This window comes from Methylomonas sp. PHL2-19 (assembly GCF_059331595.1).
Genome location: NZ_CP196839.1, coordinates 4,050,377 through 4,064,848, shown reverse-complemented (window position 1 = coordinate 4,064,848; position 14,472 = coordinate 4,050,377). Strand labels below are relative to the sequence as shown.

Here is a 14,472-nt window from a genome sequence, read left to right as displayed (position 1 = left end):
GTAACCACCATGAAAAAAATGACCAGCGCCGAATTGCGGGCCGCCTTTTTGGAATTCTTTCGCCAACACGGCCACGCCGTGCGTCCCTCCAGTTCGCTGGTGCCGGGTAATGATCCAACCTTGTTGTTTACCAACGCCGGGATGGTGCAGTTTAAGGACGTATTCTTGGGCCGCGAAAAGCTCGACTTCACCCGCGCCGCCACGAGCCAACGCTGCGTGCGGGCCGGCGGCAAGCATAACGATTTGGAAAACGTCGGTTATACCGCGCGCCACCATACCTTTTTCGAGATGCTCGGTAATTTCAGCTTCGGCGATTATTTCAAACGCGACGCGATTCATTTTGCTTGGGATTTTTTGACCAAGGAATTGGGCATTCCTAAGGAAAGACTTTGGGTGACCGTGTTTGATGAAGACTCCGAAGCCGAAGCGATCTGGCTGGAAGACGTCAAGCACGATCCGAATCGTTTCTCGCGGATCGGCGCCAAGGACAATTTCTGGTCGATGGGGGATGTCGGCCCCTGCGGTCCCTGCACCGAGATTTTCTACGATCACGGCGAGCATGTGGCCGGAGGCCCTCCGGGCAGCCCGGACGAAGACGGCGACCGTTACATCGAAATCTGGAATCTGGTGTTCATGCAATACGACCGGGACAAGGACGGCAACCTGACGCCGCTGCCGGCGCCATCGGTCGATACCGGTATGGGCCTGGAAAGGATTTCGGCGGTAATGCAGGGCGTACACAGCAACTACGAAATCGACCTGTTCCAAAACCTGTTAAAAGTGGCGGCGCAATTGGCCGGCACCACCGACTTGAGCAACAGCTCGTTGCGGGTCATCGCCGATCACATTCGTTCCTGCGCTTTCATGGTCGCTGACGGTGTGTTGCCGTCGAATGAAGGTCGCGGTTACGTGTTGCGCCGAATTATCCGTCGGGCGATTCGTCACGGTTACCGCTTGGGTATTCAGGATACCTTCTTCTACAAACTGGTCGCGCCGCTAGTGGCGGAAATGGGGGATGCTTATCCAGAACTGGCGAATGCCCAGGAACAAGTCGAGCGGATACTGAAAAAAGAAGAAGAGCGCTTCGCGGAAACCCTCGAACAGGGCATGAAAATTCTGGAAGCCTGCGTCGCTAAAATGGACGGCCATGTCATTCCCGGCGATGTGGTGTTCTTGTTGTACGACACCTACGGCTTCCCGGTGGATTTGACCGCCGATTTCGCCCGCGAACATAATCTCAGCGTCGATCATGCCGGTTTCGAAGTGGAGATGGCCGCTCAGCGTGACCGGGCTCGCGCCGGCGGTACGTTTGCCGCTGATTACGATCAAGACATCAAGCACGACAGCAGCACCGAATTTACCGGTTATTTTCATTTGGACGGCTCGGTGCAAATCCTGGGCTTGTTCAAGCAAGGCCAGCCGGTCGAAGCGTTGGAAGCCGGCGACGAAGGCGTGGTGATTCTGGATCAAACTCCGTTCTATGCCGAGTCCGGCGGCCAAGTCGGCGACACCGGGCGCATCGAATGTGGTGACGCGGTTTTCGAAGTTCACGATACCCAGAAACAGGGCGGCAAACTATTCCTGCATAAAGGTAAAGTGTTGCGCGGCACGCTCAGCGAAGGCCAAGCTTGCGAAGTCAGCGTCGATGCCGAAATCCGCAAAGCGACCGAACGCAATCACTCGGCGACGCACTTATTGCACGCCGCGCTGCGGGCGACCTTGGGCGAGCATGTTCAGCAAAAAGGCTCGCAGGTCAATTCCGAACGCTTGCGTTTCGACTTTTCGCATTTCGAACCGATGACGCCAGCGGAAATTGCCACCGTCGAACGCTTGGTCAACGAACAGATTCGTTTAAACAACGCGGTCGCCGCCGAAATCATGGCCAAGGACGATGCGGTGAAAGCCGGCGCGATGGCCTTGTTCGGCGAGAAATACGGCGACGAAGTGCGGGTATTGACGATGGGCGAATTTTCCACCGAGCTTTGCGGCGGCACCCACGTGCAACGTACCGGCGACATCGGCTTGTTCAAAATCATCGGCGAAACCGGCGTCGCGGCCGGCGTCAGACGTCTGGAAGCTGTCACCGGCCAAGGCGCCTTGGATTGGATCGAGCAGCGAGAAAAAGCCTTGCTCATCATCGCCGGCTTGCTGAAAGCCGCACCGGACAAAGCTGCCGACAAAGTCCATCAACTGATGGAAAAAACCCGCGGTCTGGAAAAAGAATTGGAAAAACTCAAAGCCAAACTGGCTAGCTCGGCCGGCGATGAAATGACCAGCCAAGCCGTCGATGTCAACGGCGTGAAAGTGTTGGCCGTGAAACTGGACGACGTCGACCCGAAAGCCTTGCGCGATTTGGCCGATCAGTTGAAAAACAAACTGGGCAGTGCAGCCTTGGTCTTGGCGGCGGTCAGCGGCGATAAAGTCAGCCTGATCGCCAGCGTGTCTAAGGATGCGATGGATAAAGTCAAAGCCGGGGAGTTGGTGAATTTTGTTGCGACCCAAGTCGGCGGTAAAGGCGGTGGTCGGCCGGATATGGCGCAAGCTGGCGGTAACGATCCAGCCGGATTGCCGGCGGCGTTGGCGGCGGTGCCGGAGTGGGTGAGGGAACGTTTGGCTGGTTAATTTCGGAGAAGGCTATGACAAATGCAGAAACTAGGTCTCCGAATTGGCATAGGGCGATTCTAAAACAGAGGATGGACTTGCTTAAGTCAAATCAAGCTGAGTTGCTTACTTTGCAACAATTACGCGGCCTATTGAAAGCTGCCAATACCGAAGATGTTCGGGATCGCAACGATAGGGTTTGTAGGCTTGAATTAGGCCGATAGGCATTTCTGACGGTGATGTGTCGCTATCGCGACGGATTGTTTTGAAGTCGGTTCTCGGACCGACGACCGAGATACTTTCTTTTGCGTCGCCAAAAGAAAGTATCCAAAGAAAAGGCGACCCGGATGCCGCTTATTCCCTGCGCTCCTCGCTTTTGGCGGGGGTTGCCGAAAGGGGCTTCCTGCCCCTTCGTCAACGCGATGCATCCCTGCATCGCCCCTGCGGGCTGTTCCCGTCAAAAGCTCCGGTGCTCGGCGCGGCATACGGGATAAAGCCCGCCCCAACCTATGAAGCGGCATTCAGCACGGGTAAACAAAAACTGTCATAGATAAGCGGTTATTTAACTTTTAGGATAAAAAAGCAGACATGAAACTGAGCTATTATGGATATGTTTTTACTGAGGTAAAAACTGGCGTTAAATACAGAATGCCTATTAAGAACTTCATTCAAGCCTTTTGTCAGTTTAAAGATCCAAATTATAAAAACAAATTTACACATAATGGAGAACATATCTTTTTGTTGCATGGGCCTGGTGACTTGTATTTGTTTATCCAGACTCGAAGCAAAGAAGTTATCAAAAAGATAAATTCGCAAGATACTAGTGTGGGTGAAATTTATGATGTACTTGATAAGGATGAGATGCTCGGTTTTGCATCTTACGTTTTTGTCATGGATAGCTACCTTGGATTTGCTTCTACAACGATGGCGCCACGTCTTGCATCGTTTGGTAATTTCATAAATGACGTTTTGTCGTCGATAGGAATTACGGAATATCAATTTAACTTAATACCATTTCTTCACCAAGCCACGAAAGCAGAAGCTATGTCTATGCCTTTTATTGGGAAATCGACGATTCAGATAAATAAATCGAATGATTTTTTTGATGATATCGCCAATTACCTTGGAGGTAGCGCTGATGAGTTTGAAGATGTTGATAGTTTAGAAATTGTGATCAAACCTAAAGCTAGAAAGGATATCGGAAAAGCTGTCAAAAAAATGATGGCAAGAATTCCTGATGAAGGTCTTGAGAAGCTTGTTGTTCGCGCAAAAGATGATCTTCACCCATCCTTGATTGATTTATATCTGGCTGGCAATGGGATAGTAGCAGACAATATCAACACGCGGGATGAGAGAGAAATTGCTACAAAGATTAGGGAGAAAATTACCAACAATTCAGTTCTCAAAAAGAAGGTGATCGAACATGAGCAGGATGAAGCGATCAAGCAAGGTAATGTTGAATCTATTTCTAAGTTTTGCGATGCTGGTTCCTGGTCCAGTGCTTTATCTGATCTACAAGAAAACGACTGAGCTTCACTGGATTTCTCCTTGGTTGTTATCCGAAAACAAGAAAGATCTGGCTAATATGATTGCTGGTTTTTCTTACACAATGCTTGGTTTTCTAGCGACTGTAATTACTATTTTATTTGTTTTCACGAAATCGCCTAATTTTGAGGCTTATAAAAGAAATGGATACCTCGATACGTTTTTCTTTACCTATTATTTTTCGATAATTTGTTTATTAATCACTGCTTCGTTATCGGTTTACGGATTTTCTCCAAATAGCAATTCTTTGCCGTTCTATTTGTTACTTATGTCTTTTATAAATAACTTGGTGCAAATTTTTCTTGTTACATTTGTCATATGTAACATCGCTAGGAAATCGGCTGATTAACGCGAAAGAAATATTATAGGTTTTTCAATAAATGCCTGGATGGTTTTTGCCCCGTATGCCGCGCCGAGCACCGGAGCTTTTGGCGGGATCAGCCCGTAGGGGCGATGCAGGGATGCATCGCGTTGACGAAGGGGCAGGAAGCCCCTTTCGTCAACCCCCGTCAAAAGCGAGGAGCGGAGGAAATAAGCGGCATCCGGGTCGCCTTTTCTTTGGATACTTTCTTTTGGCGACGCAAAAGAAAGTATCTCGGCCGTCGGTCCGAGAACCGACATTAAAATACCCGTCGCGATAGCGACACAACTATAAAAGCCTAACAGCCGAGAAAGGTCTAAAAAAGCATGGCATTGTACGTCTATAAATTTGGCGGCACTTCCGTTGGTACGGTGGAACGTATCAAGGCGGTCGCCGAGAAAGTCAAAAAAGCCCGCGATGCGGGCGATCAGATTGTGGTGGTGGTGTCCGCGATGAGCGGCGAAACCAATCGCCTCGTGGCCTTGGCAAAAGAGTTGCAGCCGCAGCCGACCGACCGCGAGCTGGATGTGTTGCTGTCCACCGGCGAGCAAGTCACCATCGCGTTGCTGTCGATGGCCTTGCATCAGCTCGGTTGCGAGGCGCGTTCCTATACCGGCGCGCAAGTGCGGATTCTCACCGATAGCGCCTTCACCAAGGCCCGCATTCGCGAGATCGACGAAGCCAATATGCGTGCCGATCTCGACGCTGGTCGCGTGGTGGTGGTAGCGGGATTCCAGGGTGTGGACGAGCATGGCAATATCACCACGCTGGGTCGCGGTGGTTCGGATACCACCGGCGTGGCGTTGGCGGCGGCTCTGAAAGCCGACGAATGCCATATCTACACCGACGTGGATGGCGTCTATACCACCGATCCGCGCGTGGTGCCGAAAGCCCGCCGCCTGGACCGCATTACTTTTGAAGAAATGCTGGAAATGGCCAGCCTCGGCTCCAAAGTCCTGCAAATCCGTTCGGTTGAGTTCGCCGGCAAATACAATGTCAAATTGCGCGTGTTGTCTTCGTTTATGGAAGGCAACGGCACCCTAATTACCTACGAGGAATCAGAAATGGAAAGAGCGTTAATTTCAGGCATCGCGTTTAACCGGGACGAGGCCAAGCTGACCTTGACCGGCGTGCCTGATCTGCCGGGCGTGGCGTCGAAAATCTTGGGACCGATCGCCGCCGAGAATATCGAGGTGGACATGATCGTGCAGAACATCTCCGCGCATGGCACCACGGATTTTACCTTTACCGTCAACCGCAACGATTTCGCCCGCGCGCAGAAAGTGTTGGACGGTTTGCGCGCCGACCTGGGCGGCAATACCACGGTGATTGGCGATAACAGTATCGTCAAAGTGTCGATTGTCGGCGTTGGTATGCGTTCGCATGCCGGTATTGCCAGCACGATGTTTAAAGTGCTGGCCGACGAGGGTATCAATATCCAAATGATCTCGACATCCGAAATCAAGATTTCCGTGGTGGTTGACGAGAAGTACCTGGAACTGGCGGTGCGCGCGCTACACAAGGCGTTTGGTCTGGATCAGGAGTAGTTCCGGCACACTGTGTTTGCTCGTTGCTAGCGCTAGACAGTCAATAAATTCCCAGCTTTTTGTATCGTATTCAGATACAAGGCTGGGGATTTTTTTTGAACTCCTTTAGCAAAAACTATGTTAAATAACTTAAAAATAACGAGGCATTTCCCTTGTTTTTTCTGGTTTTTTATAAGGCGTTTACTTTTAGTTAATATAATCAAACGATTATATTTTGGCATTCTTTATGCTGTTTACCTCCGGTGGATTTTTAATTTTTTCTGCGTGAGGTATGTTAATGGCTCAAGAATTAATTGTTGCAAATCAAGAAGTCGTGGCACAGCAAATCAATACTGCCGGCTTGGTGCTGGGAGCAGGTTTGGCGGTGGCGTCAATGATATTGGTACCTGCCTTGGCGATGCGTCTTGGTTTGAGCGCAAGTTTGACTGGCGCCCTGAGAATTGCATTGATGAAGGCATCCAGCCGAGCCGCACACGGCAAACGATGATCGCAGTCGCTACCTCAGCGGATGTATTGATTGGTCAGCTTCAGAGTGATCGATCATTTCCTGCTTGCGCTGGCCTTGTCAGCGTATGATTTTGTTTTCGCTCGTGCCGTGTTTACCAAGGTTATTTAGGCGCTATAATCCGCACATGTGCACAGGTAATAAGTGAGTTCGTGTAACAATGGATGATAATAAGAAAAGCTGCGATCTTTGCGGGCTAGCTGTTGAAGTGGAAGGGTTTAGATTAAAAACCCTGCAAGGCGACAAGCGCTTTTGCTGCGAGGGCTGCAAAGGGATTTATCAAATGTTGCACGAGGCACAGGTTTTACCTGAAGACGCCGACGATTCAACCCAGCCCCAGTCTTAACCAGCAACGAGGACGCATATGGCACATGTTCACAACCCAAAGAAGAGCTCGAACGATTCATCCATGACTAAGCAGGTGGTGGCTGGTACACTAGCCACTGCAACTGTAAACACTGGAGGAAAATTGATGACTAAATTAGCGAAACACCCTCTGTTGGTGTTCGGTGCGGGCATGGTGGCGGGCTATTTTGTGTACAAATACAGAAAGGAAATTATTTCCAGCGCCACAAAAACGATTGATGCCGGCAAGGATTTTGTATTGCATCAAAAAGAAAACCTCGAAGACATCGTTGCCGAAGCGAAAGAAGGCAATTAACCCCGTTCGATTCTTGGACATTTGGCTGTAACTTGAAACGGGTGGTCGTTGCCATGGCAGGACCGCCCGTTTTACTTTTCCCTGTTGACTATGGCTATCCAAAAAGAATTTGTACTACGTTACCGCCATGACGGTCATGTGCGTTTTCAGGTGCCCGCGCAAGCTTGTCAACCGACTGCGGCGAACTTAATCAGCACCAAGCTTGCCGCAATTAATGGCGTCCAATCAGTGAAACTTTATCGCGGGCAGGGCAAATTATCAATCCGATACGATGGGGCTGTCTGTGGCTTTACCAGTTTGGCGGCACAGCTGTTTCAAATTCTTGCCGAGCTGGAACAGCAAGGTTATTTCGACAGTAAGCCGCTAGCGGAGAAGGCTAAAAAGTCTGTTCTCGGCATTAAAAAGCGCTTGAAAGGCACCCGGATTGGTGGCTGGTTCAGTGATAAATATCAAGCCGGCAAGGAAACGGTACAGGCGGCCAAAATTATCGGCAAAGTCAGTACCAAAGGCCCGAAAGCCCTGTTTAAAGATCCCGAAAAAGCCACGATAGATTTCTTGAATGATGTGCTGGTCTTGTATTTGATAAAAACCCACTGGACCCGCATCACCCAGGAGTGGCTGGTCAAACCCATCGTGCATCGTTACGAGTGGATGGCGGTGTTTTATATGTTTTTCTTATTAGTACGTTCGCGCCGGCCCAAGTAGAGATTGTCAACGCCCATCCTATGATTTCCATAGGATGGGCTCGCTAGTCCATCAAATCCTCAGTCGCCCATGGAAACCGATACTCTAAACTACGCGCATTTTTCCGTTCGACATCAGCTAAAAAATCGGATTCGGATCATTACGCCGGTGTTGCTTAACGACCCGGAGCGTGGCTATATTTTGGAAATCTTGCTGAAAAAGCGCCCGGAAATTAAAAGTGTGCGCTCGGTGTTTGAAATCGGTTCGGTAGTCATCGAATTCGATTCTAATCGTTTGCCGGCAAAAAACTTGCTGATTATGTTGGACGCGGTGTTGGGCAATATCGCGTTAAAGCAGACTGAGTTAAAAAAAGACAAGAAAAAAGCATTCGACGGGCCGTTGCAAGAAGTTGATTTGGCCGTGCAAGGCATGAGTTGCGCATCCTGCGCGCTTTTGATCGAAATGGTCTTGAACCGCGACGAACGGGTTAAAAAAGCCGGCGTTAATTTTGCCACTGAAACCGTCACGGTGCAGGGCCAGATCAGCAAGGCGGAGGTGATCGATAAAATCGAAAAGCTGGGATACAGCGCCATGCCTATCGACACGCTTTCGCAGCGGAAGAAGCTCATCGAAAAGGAGTTGCAACGAATTGACGTAGCCCGGCGTCGATTTGTATGGGCAGGGCTGTTAACCACTCCGGTGGTGACGATAGCCATGATGATGGGCGGCCGAACCTGGATGCATTGGTTGCAGTTTGCTCTGACCACGCAGGTGGTATTTGGCACAGGCTGGCAATTTTTCAGCAAGGCGTATCGGCTGGCCAAACAGCGCGCGGCCAACATGGATAGCTTGATTGCGCTGGGCGTGGGTTCCGCTTACGGCTACAGCATTCCGTCTCTATTTAGACGGCGCGGCCATGTTTATTTCGAAGCGGCGGCGGCCATCATCACGTTTGTGTTGCTGGGCCGTTATCTGGAAGAACGGGCCAGAGGCAAGGCCGGGGAAGCGATCCGGAAATTGGTGGATTTGCAACCGCAAACCGCGACTTTACTGGCAGATGACGGCAGCGAGCGCAGCATTGATGTAGACGAAATCAAGATCGACGACGTGATGCTGGTCAGACCGGGTGAAAAAATTCCTACCGACGGCCAGGTGATTGCCGGGCTTTCCACCGTCGATGAAGCAATGATTACCGGCGAAAGCATGCCGGTGGTGAAAAGTGTCGGCCACGCCGTGATCGGCGGTTGTGTCAACGGCAACGGCGTATTGCATATCAAGGCCACGGCGATAGGCATGGATACGGTGTTGGCGGGCATTGTGCATATGGTCGATCAAGCCCAGGCAGCCAAACTGCCGATTCAAAAACAGGTTGATAAAATATCGGCGGTATTCGTGCCGGCGGTGATGGCGATTTCCGCCGCAACGCTGGTGGGGTGGTTGCTGGCTGGCGCGCCGTTTGCGTTTGCTTTCGGCAATGCCATCACCGTTTTGTTGATTGCTTGTCCCTGCGCGTTGGGTCTGGCGACGCCGGCGGCCATCATGGTCGGCACGGGTCAAGCCGCTAAGCAGGGCGTGTATATCCGCAATGGCGAAAGTCTGGAAATAGCCAGTAAACTGAATGCCATCGTTTTCGATAAAACCGGCACCATCACCGAGGGCAAGCCCAGGGTCAGCAAGGTTTATAAAATATCCCGCCTGGCTGAAAACAAACTAGTCATGTTGGCGGCGTCCGCCGAGCACAACTCAGAGCATTTTCTCGGCAAAGCCGTGGTGGCCTATGCCCGAGACGCGGGGGTCGAGTTACAGGATTGCGCTTATTTTTATAGCGAAACCGGTCAGGGTATTCGCGCCGAGGTGGACGGTTATAAATTGTTACTGGGCAACCGGGCTTGGCTGGAGAATCAGCAAGTTGATATAAGTCGCTTGGTGGAGCAAGCCGACAATTTTGCTGATCAAGGGCAAACCCCGGTTTACATGGCGATAAACGGCAAGGAAGCGGCCATATTTGCGATTGCTGATAATCCGCGCTCGGAAGCCGCCGCCGCTATTGCGCGGCTGCACGACTTGGGTATTAAAACCATGATGGTCACTGGCGATACCGAAAAAACCGCTTATTGCATCGCGGATACGGTCGGCATCGCGGATGTGGTCGCTAATGCCAAGCCCGAGCAAAAGCTGCAAATCATTCGTCAGTTGCAGGATGAAGGGCATAATGTCGGCATGATAGGTGATGGCATCAATGATGCGCCGGCGCTGGCCGCGGCCAATGTCGGCTTTGCAGTAGGCGGCGGCACCGACATCGCCATCGAATCAGCGGACCTGACGCTGGTGCAGGGCGATATTGGCAAGGTCACCGACACTATCGAACTTAGCGCATTTACCATCCGCGTCATTAAGCAAAACCTATTCTGGGCGTTCGGTTACAACACCATAGCGATTCCGGTGGCGGCGCTGGGCAAGCTCAATCCGATGATAGCCTCCGCGGCGATGGCCTTGAGCTCGGTGTCTGTCATCGTCAACTCACTTCGATTGAACAAATAAATGGAACACAATATGGAAGGTATGGATCATGCCATGCACGGCATGACCGAAATGGCTGCGGCCACGGGATTTGATTACTCCCTGGCGTTCGTTGCCGGATTCTTGGGCAGCGGTCACTGCCTGGGGATGTGCGGGGCGCTAGTATCCGGTTACTTCATGCGGGCAGGGAAAAGCCGCAGTTATCTACCTTACATTGCCTATCAAGCCGCTCGCATTTCCGTGTATACGATGATCGGCGTATTGGCTGCTTCTTTGGGCGTAGTGCTGGTATCCAGCGGCTTGTTCGGCAAAATCCAAAGTATCTTACAAATGTTGATGGGCGCGGTCGTCATTGTGCTGGCGCTGGGCGTATTGGGCTGGATACCTTGGCAAGGCTCGATACGCTTGATTCCCATGCAAGTGTTACGCAAAGGCTATGCTGCGGCGAATCAAAAAGGGCCGCTGCTAGGTTCGGTTATCGCGGGTCTCTTGAATGGTTTGATGCCCTGTATGTTGACGTTTGCGATGGCTGTGAAAGCCACCACGGCTGCTACCTTGCTTGAGGGGGGCGCGTTGATGTTGGCATTTGGTGCAGGGACTTTACCGATGATGCTGTTTATCAGCGTCGCCTTCGGCAAAATGAGTGTGAAATTACGCGGTTTAATGCTGAAGGCGGCGGCGTTCATCATGTTGTTGATGGGGGCCAATACCATTAACAACGGTTTGAGTTTTTACAAAGATCAAAACTTCAACCACAGTCATTTTCTGATGTTTGTGCAGGATAAACTCGATGAATTAATTGTTTTTCTGCACGAAACCCTCAATTACATCGGCAGCATGCTGAGCAGTATTCAAGGTGTGTGATTGCAATTCGGCGAGTTGACCGAACTTAGTGCTGGAAAAGTTCGAAATTACAGGTATAATGTGCGAATGAATTGCTGGTGTAGCTCAGTTGGTAGAGCAGCTGATTTGTAATCAGCCGGTCGCGGGTTCGAGTCCCATCGCCAGCTCCATATTTATCAAAGGCTTAGGTGTTTTTTCACCTAGGCCTTTTTTATTGGTGCTACGCTAGTGCTACGGCTTCGCGAAAAAGTTTTGTTTTGTGGCCCCCGTTTTTATTCGGTGTTGATCCCCAAGCCCGCCGGTTATCGATTGCCGATACCATGCCGCCCGGCAACAGCGATCAGGATCAGCGCCGCCGTGCTGGCTTGGCTGGGTTGCATGTGGATCAGGCCAGGCAACCAGCGCCCACCATCAATCCCCACCTTCGGCCTTTTGTCGGTTTAGTCAGTTTTGTCGGTAGGGGGTGGCCCCCATTTTTATTCGGTATTGATCCCATAGCCCGCCGGTTTTCGATTGCCGTTACCTTGCCACCCGGCAAAAGCAACCAAGATCAGCGCCGCCTTATTGGCTGGCTGTGTTGTATGTCGATCAGTCCGGACAGCTACCACCCGCCATCAATCCCCACCTTCGGCCTTTTGTCGGTTTAGTCAGTTTTGTCGGTAGGGGGTGGCCCCCGTTTTTATTCGGTATTGATCCCCGGCCCGCCGGCTTATCGATAGCCGATACTTTGCCACCAGGCACAAGCAACCAGGATCAGCGCCGCCTTGTTGGCTGGCTGTGTTGTATGTCGATCAGTCTGGACAGTCACCACCCACACTAATCCCCACCTTCAGCCTTTTGTCGGTTTAGTCAGTTTTGTCGGTAGGGGGTGGCCCCCGTTTTTTATTCGGTATTGATCCCCGGCCCGCCGGCTATCGATAGCCGATACCTTGCCACCAGGCACAAGCAACCAGGATCAGCGCCGCCTTGTTGGCTTGGCTGTGTTGTATGTCGATCAGTCCAGGCAACCACCGCCCGCCATCAATCCCCACCTTCGGCCTTTTGTCGGTTTAGTCAGTTTTGTCGGTAGGGGGTGGCCCCCGTTTTTATTCGGTATTGATCCCCGGCCCGCCGGCTTATCGATAGCCGATACTTTGCCACCAGGCACAAGCAACCAGGATCAGCGCCGCCTTGTTGGCTGGCTGTGTTGTATGTCGATCAGTCTGGACAGTCACCACCCACACTAATCCCCACCTTCAGCCTTTTGTCGGTTTAGTCAGTTTTGTCGGTAGGGGGTGGCCCCCGTTTTTTATTCGGTATTGATCCCCGGCCCGCCGGCTATCGATAGCCGATACCTTGCCACCAGGCACAAGCAACCAGGATCAGCGCCGCCTTGTTGGCTTGGCTGTGTTGTATGTCGATCAGTCCAGGCAACCACCGCCCGCCATCAATCCCCACCTTCGGCCTTTTGTCGGTTTAGTCAGTTTTGTCGGTAGGGGGTGGCCCCCGTTTTTATTCGGTATTGATCCCCGGCCCGCCTGCTTATCGATAGCCGATACCTTGCCACCATGCGCAAGCAACCAGGATCAGCGCCGCCTTGTTGGCTTGGCTGTGTTGTATGTCGATCAGTCCAGGCAACCACCGCCCGCCATCAATACCCACCTTCGGCCTTTTGTCGGTTTAGTCAGTTTTGTCGGTAGGGGGTGGCCCCCATTTTTATTCGGTATTGATCCCCGGCCCGCCGGTTATCGATTGCCGATACCCTGCCGCCCGGCAACAGCAATCAGGATCAGCGCCGCTGTGCTGGCTTGGTTGGGTTGCGTGTGGATCAGACCAAGCACAAACAAACAGGCATACAGTCAGCGTTCGCCATGGGGTAGGGGGTGGCAAAAGTCTAGGGGTTGAAGGTGCTAGACCGATTGCAATTAGATATTTGCAGGGCCGCGAGTTTTCGGAGGGGGGTATATCCCATTCATGGCGCGAATAGGGTGGGGGCGGGTCAAAAGTCTAGGGCTTGCCCGGTCCTTTGCGTCGCCCTAGCTACATTTTCGCTAACGGGTTATTGAATAGAAAAAGCCCACTATAACCATAATAAGTTATTGTTATATAAAAATAATAATAGAATACTAATATAGTCTTTTTATATAAGCACCGACAAAACCGACGCCAAAGGCCCGCCTGGTGGGGGCGGGTCAAAAGTCTAGGGGTTGGCCGGTCCTTTGCGTCGCCCTAGCTATTTTTTCGCTGGGTGATTTTTTGGAAATACAAAAAGCCACTTGCTAACATTGTGTGCCTGTGCCGCCGTGCTTCTGTTGCATGGATGATAGCCACCAGGCGACCGCGCCCGGTTGCGGTCCGCCATGGCCGCCGGTTCGGGTTGGACTATTCGCGCACAAACGCGGGCCACCCCCCACCGACAAAACTGACTAAACCGACAAAAGGCCAGCCGGCCACCTGGGCAACTGTGCCGCCGGCTATCGATCCCCCGCCGGGGTAAGGCATGGCGGCCAAGCCAACCAGGCCGCCCAAGGCTTCGCCGCCGTGCTTCTGTTGTATGGATGATGGCCACCAGGCCCCAGCGCCCGAATGCGGGCCACCATGGCCGCCGGGCCGGGCTGACCTATACGCGCGAAAACGTGGGCCACCCCCTACTGACAAAACTGACTAAACCGACAAAAGGCCAGCCGGCCACCTGGGCAACTGTGCCGCCGGCTATCGATCCGCCGCCGGGGCAAGGCATGGCGGGCAGGGTCACCAGACCGCCCAAGGCTTCGCCGCCGTGCTTCCGTTGTATGGATGATAGCCACCCGGCCACCGCGCCCGATTGCGGGCCACTATGGCCGCCGGGCCGGTCTGATCTATCCACGCGAAAACGCGGGCCACCCCCCACTGACAAAACTGACTAAACCGACAAAAGGCCAGCCGGCCACCTGGGCAACTGTGCCGCCGGTTGTCGGTCCGCCGCCAGGGTAAGGCATGGCAGCCACGCCAACTAGGCCGCCCAAGGCTTCGCCGCCGTGTTTGTGTTGCATGGATGGTTGCCACCATGGCACGGCGCCCGATTGCGGGCCACCGTGGCCGCCGGTTCGGGTTGGGTTATTCGCGCGAAAACGCGGGCCACTCAATAGACCGTCGCAGCCTGTGATAACTTTGATCACCAAAGCCCCCTACCGACAAACTGACTAAACCGACAAAAGGCCAGCCGCTCAACTGGGCACCAGCGCCG

Annotated in this window: 13 protein-coding genes and 1 tRNA gene; 11 read left to right on the top strand and 3 right to left on the bottom strand. The window is 52.4% G+C overall.

What is annotated here, in order from left to right:
• The first annotated feature begins 9 nt into the window (after nucleotides 1–9).
• On the top strand, nucleotides 10–2,622 hold the full coding sequence (gene alaS, locus ACR02O_RS18680) for an alanine--tRNA ligase (RefSeq protein ID WP_494522166.1): 2,613 nt from the start codon (nucleotides 10–12) through the stop codon (nucleotides 2,620–2,622).
• 567 nt (nucleotides 2,623–3,189) lie between these two features.
• A complete protein-coding gene (locus ACR02O_RS18675) occupies nucleotides 3,190–4,131 on the top strand; it encodes a RexA family antiphage protein (RefSeq protein ID WP_445366460.1) in 942 nt (313 codons plus the stop codon).
• 360 nt (nucleotides 4,132–4,491) lie between these two features.
• Here the strand turns inward: ACR02O_RS18675 and ACR02O_RS18670 are convergent, their stop codons facing one another.
• A complete protein-coding gene (locus ACR02O_RS18670; RefSeq protein ID WP_458139356.1) occupies nucleotides 4,492–4,767 on the bottom strand; it encodes a hypothetical protein in 276 nt (91 codons plus the stop codon).
• 66 nt (nucleotides 4,768–4,833) lie between these two features.
• Between ACR02O_RS18670 and ACR02O_RS18665 the strand changes: the two genes are divergently transcribed.
• The 9 genes from ACR02O_RS18665 (at nucleotide 4,834) to ACR02O_RS18625 (ending at nucleotide 11,914) form a co-directional block, all read left to right on the top strand.
• Nucleotides 4,834–6,054 (top strand): aspartate kinase, encoded by a 1,221-nt coding sequence (locus ACR02O_RS18665; protein ID WP_494522165.1) that lies wholly within the window; start codon nucleotides 4,834–4,836, stop codon nucleotides 6,052–6,054.
• Between the two features lie 277 nt (nucleotides 6,055–6,331).
• Nucleotides 6,332–6,541: a hypothetical protein gene (locus ACR02O_RS18660; RefSeq protein ID WP_494522164.1), complete on the top strand. Its 210-nt coding sequence runs from the start codon at nucleotides 6,332–6,334 to the stop codon at nucleotides 6,539–6,541.
• Between the two features lie 178 nt (nucleotides 6,542–6,719).
• Nucleotides 6,720–6,905: a heavy metal translocating P-type ATPase metal-binding domain-containing protein gene (locus tag ACR02O_RS18655; RefSeq protein WP_033157280.1), complete on the top strand. Its 186-nt coding sequence runs from the start codon at nucleotides 6,720–6,722 to the stop codon at nucleotides 6,903–6,905.
• Nucleotides 6,906–6,968: 63 nt separating this feature from the next.
• Nucleotides 6,969–7,220, top strand: a complete 252-nt coding sequence (locus ACR02O_RS18650) for a hypothetical protein (protein ID WP_225587427.1) — start codon at nucleotides 6,969–6,971, stop codon at nucleotides 7,218–7,220.
• Between the two features lie 90 nt (nucleotides 7,221–7,310).
• Nucleotides 7,311–7,925, top strand: a complete 615-nt coding sequence (locus ACR02O_RS18645) for a hypothetical protein (RefSeq protein ID WP_033157282.1) — start codon at nucleotides 7,311–7,313, stop codon at nucleotides 7,923–7,925.
• A gap of 69 nt (nucleotides 7,926–7,994) precedes the next feature.
• Nucleotides 7,995–10,445, top strand: a complete 2,451-nt coding sequence (locus ACR02O_RS18640; protein ID WP_494522163.1) for a heavy metal translocating P-type ATPase — start codon at nucleotides 7,995–7,997, stop codon at nucleotides 10,443–10,445.
• Nucleotides 10,446–11,288, top strand: coding sequence for a sulfite exporter TauE/SafE family protein (locus ACR02O_RS18635; protein WP_494522162.1), 843 nt, complete (start codon nucleotides 10,446–10,448; stop codon nucleotides 11,286–11,288).
• 73 nt (nucleotides 11,289–11,361) lie between these two features.
• Nucleotides 11,362–11,437, top strand: a tRNA-Thr gene (locus ACR02O_RS18630).
• An 87-nt stretch (nucleotides 11,438–11,524) separates the two neighbouring features.
• On the top strand, nucleotides 11,525–11,914 hold the full coding sequence (locus ACR02O_RS18625) for a hypothetical protein (protein ID WP_494522161.1): 390 nt from the start codon (nucleotides 11,525–11,527) through the stop codon (nucleotides 11,912–11,914).
• A gap of 1,952 nt (nucleotides 11,915–13,866) precedes the next feature.
• On the opposite strand, the gene ACR02O_RS18620 is transcribed toward ACR02O_RS18625, so the two are convergent.
• Both ACR02O_RS18620 and ACR02O_RS18615 read right to left on the bottom strand, forming a co-directional pair.
• On the bottom strand, nucleotides 13,867–14,112 hold the full coding sequence (locus ACR02O_RS18620) for a hypothetical protein (RefSeq protein ID WP_494522160.1): 246 nt from the start codon (nucleotides 14,110–14,112) through the stop codon (nucleotides 13,867–13,869).
• Nucleotides 14,105–14,278, bottom strand: coding sequence for a hypothetical protein (locus tag ACR02O_RS18615; RefSeq protein WP_494522159.1), 174 nt, complete (start codon nucleotides 14,276–14,278; stop codon nucleotides 14,105–14,107). Before ACR02O_RS18615 ends, ACR02O_RS18620 begins: the two co-directional genes overlap by 8 nt.
• Between the last annotated feature and the right edge of the window lie 194 nt (nucleotides 14,279–14,472).

Bases quoted from the DNA above. Each gene is read 5' to 3' on its own strand.
- alaS (WP_494522166.1), top strand. From the start codon at position 10: ATGAAAAAAATGACCAGCGCCGAATTGCGGGCCGCCTTTTTGGAATTC.
- ACR02O_RS18650 (WP_225587427.1), top strand. From the start codon at position 6,969: ATGACTAAGCAGGTGGTGGCTGGTACACTAGCCACTGCAACTGTAAAC.
- ACR02O_RS18615 (WP_494522159.1), bottom strand. From the start codon at position 14,278: ATGCAACACAAACACGGCGGCGAAGCCTTGGGCGGCCTAGTTGGCGTG.
- ACR02O_RS18665 (WP_494522165.1), top strand. From the start codon at position 4,834: ATGGCATTGTACGTCTATAAATTTGGCGGCACTTCCGTTGGTACGGTG.
- ACR02O_RS18655 (WP_033157280.1), top strand. From the start codon at position 6,720: ATGGATGATAATAAGAAAAGCTGCGATCTTTGCGGGCTAGCTGTTGAA.
- ACR02O_RS18645 (WP_033157282.1), top strand. From the start codon at position 7,311: ATGGCTATCCAAAAAGAATTTGTACTACGTTACCGCCATGACGGTCAT.
- ACR02O_RS18635 (WP_494522162.1), top strand. From the start codon at position 10,446: ATGGAACACAATATGGAAGGTATGGATCATGCCATGCACGGCATGACC.
- ACR02O_RS18660 (WP_494522164.1), top strand. From the start codon at position 6,332: ATGGCTCAAGAATTAATTGTTGCAAATCAAGAAGTCGTGGCACAGCAA.
- ACR02O_RS18640 (WP_494522163.1), top strand. From the start codon at position 7,995: ATGGAAACCGATACTCTAAACTACGCGCATTTTTCCGTTCGACATCAG.
- ACR02O_RS18670 (WP_458139356.1), bottom strand. From the start codon at position 4,767: ATGTCGGTTCTCGGACCGACGGCCGAGATACTTTCTTTTGCGTCGCCA.
- ACR02O_RS18675 (WP_445366460.1), top strand. From the start codon at position 3,190: ATGAAACTGAGCTATTATGGATATGTTTTTACTGAGGTAAAAACTGGC.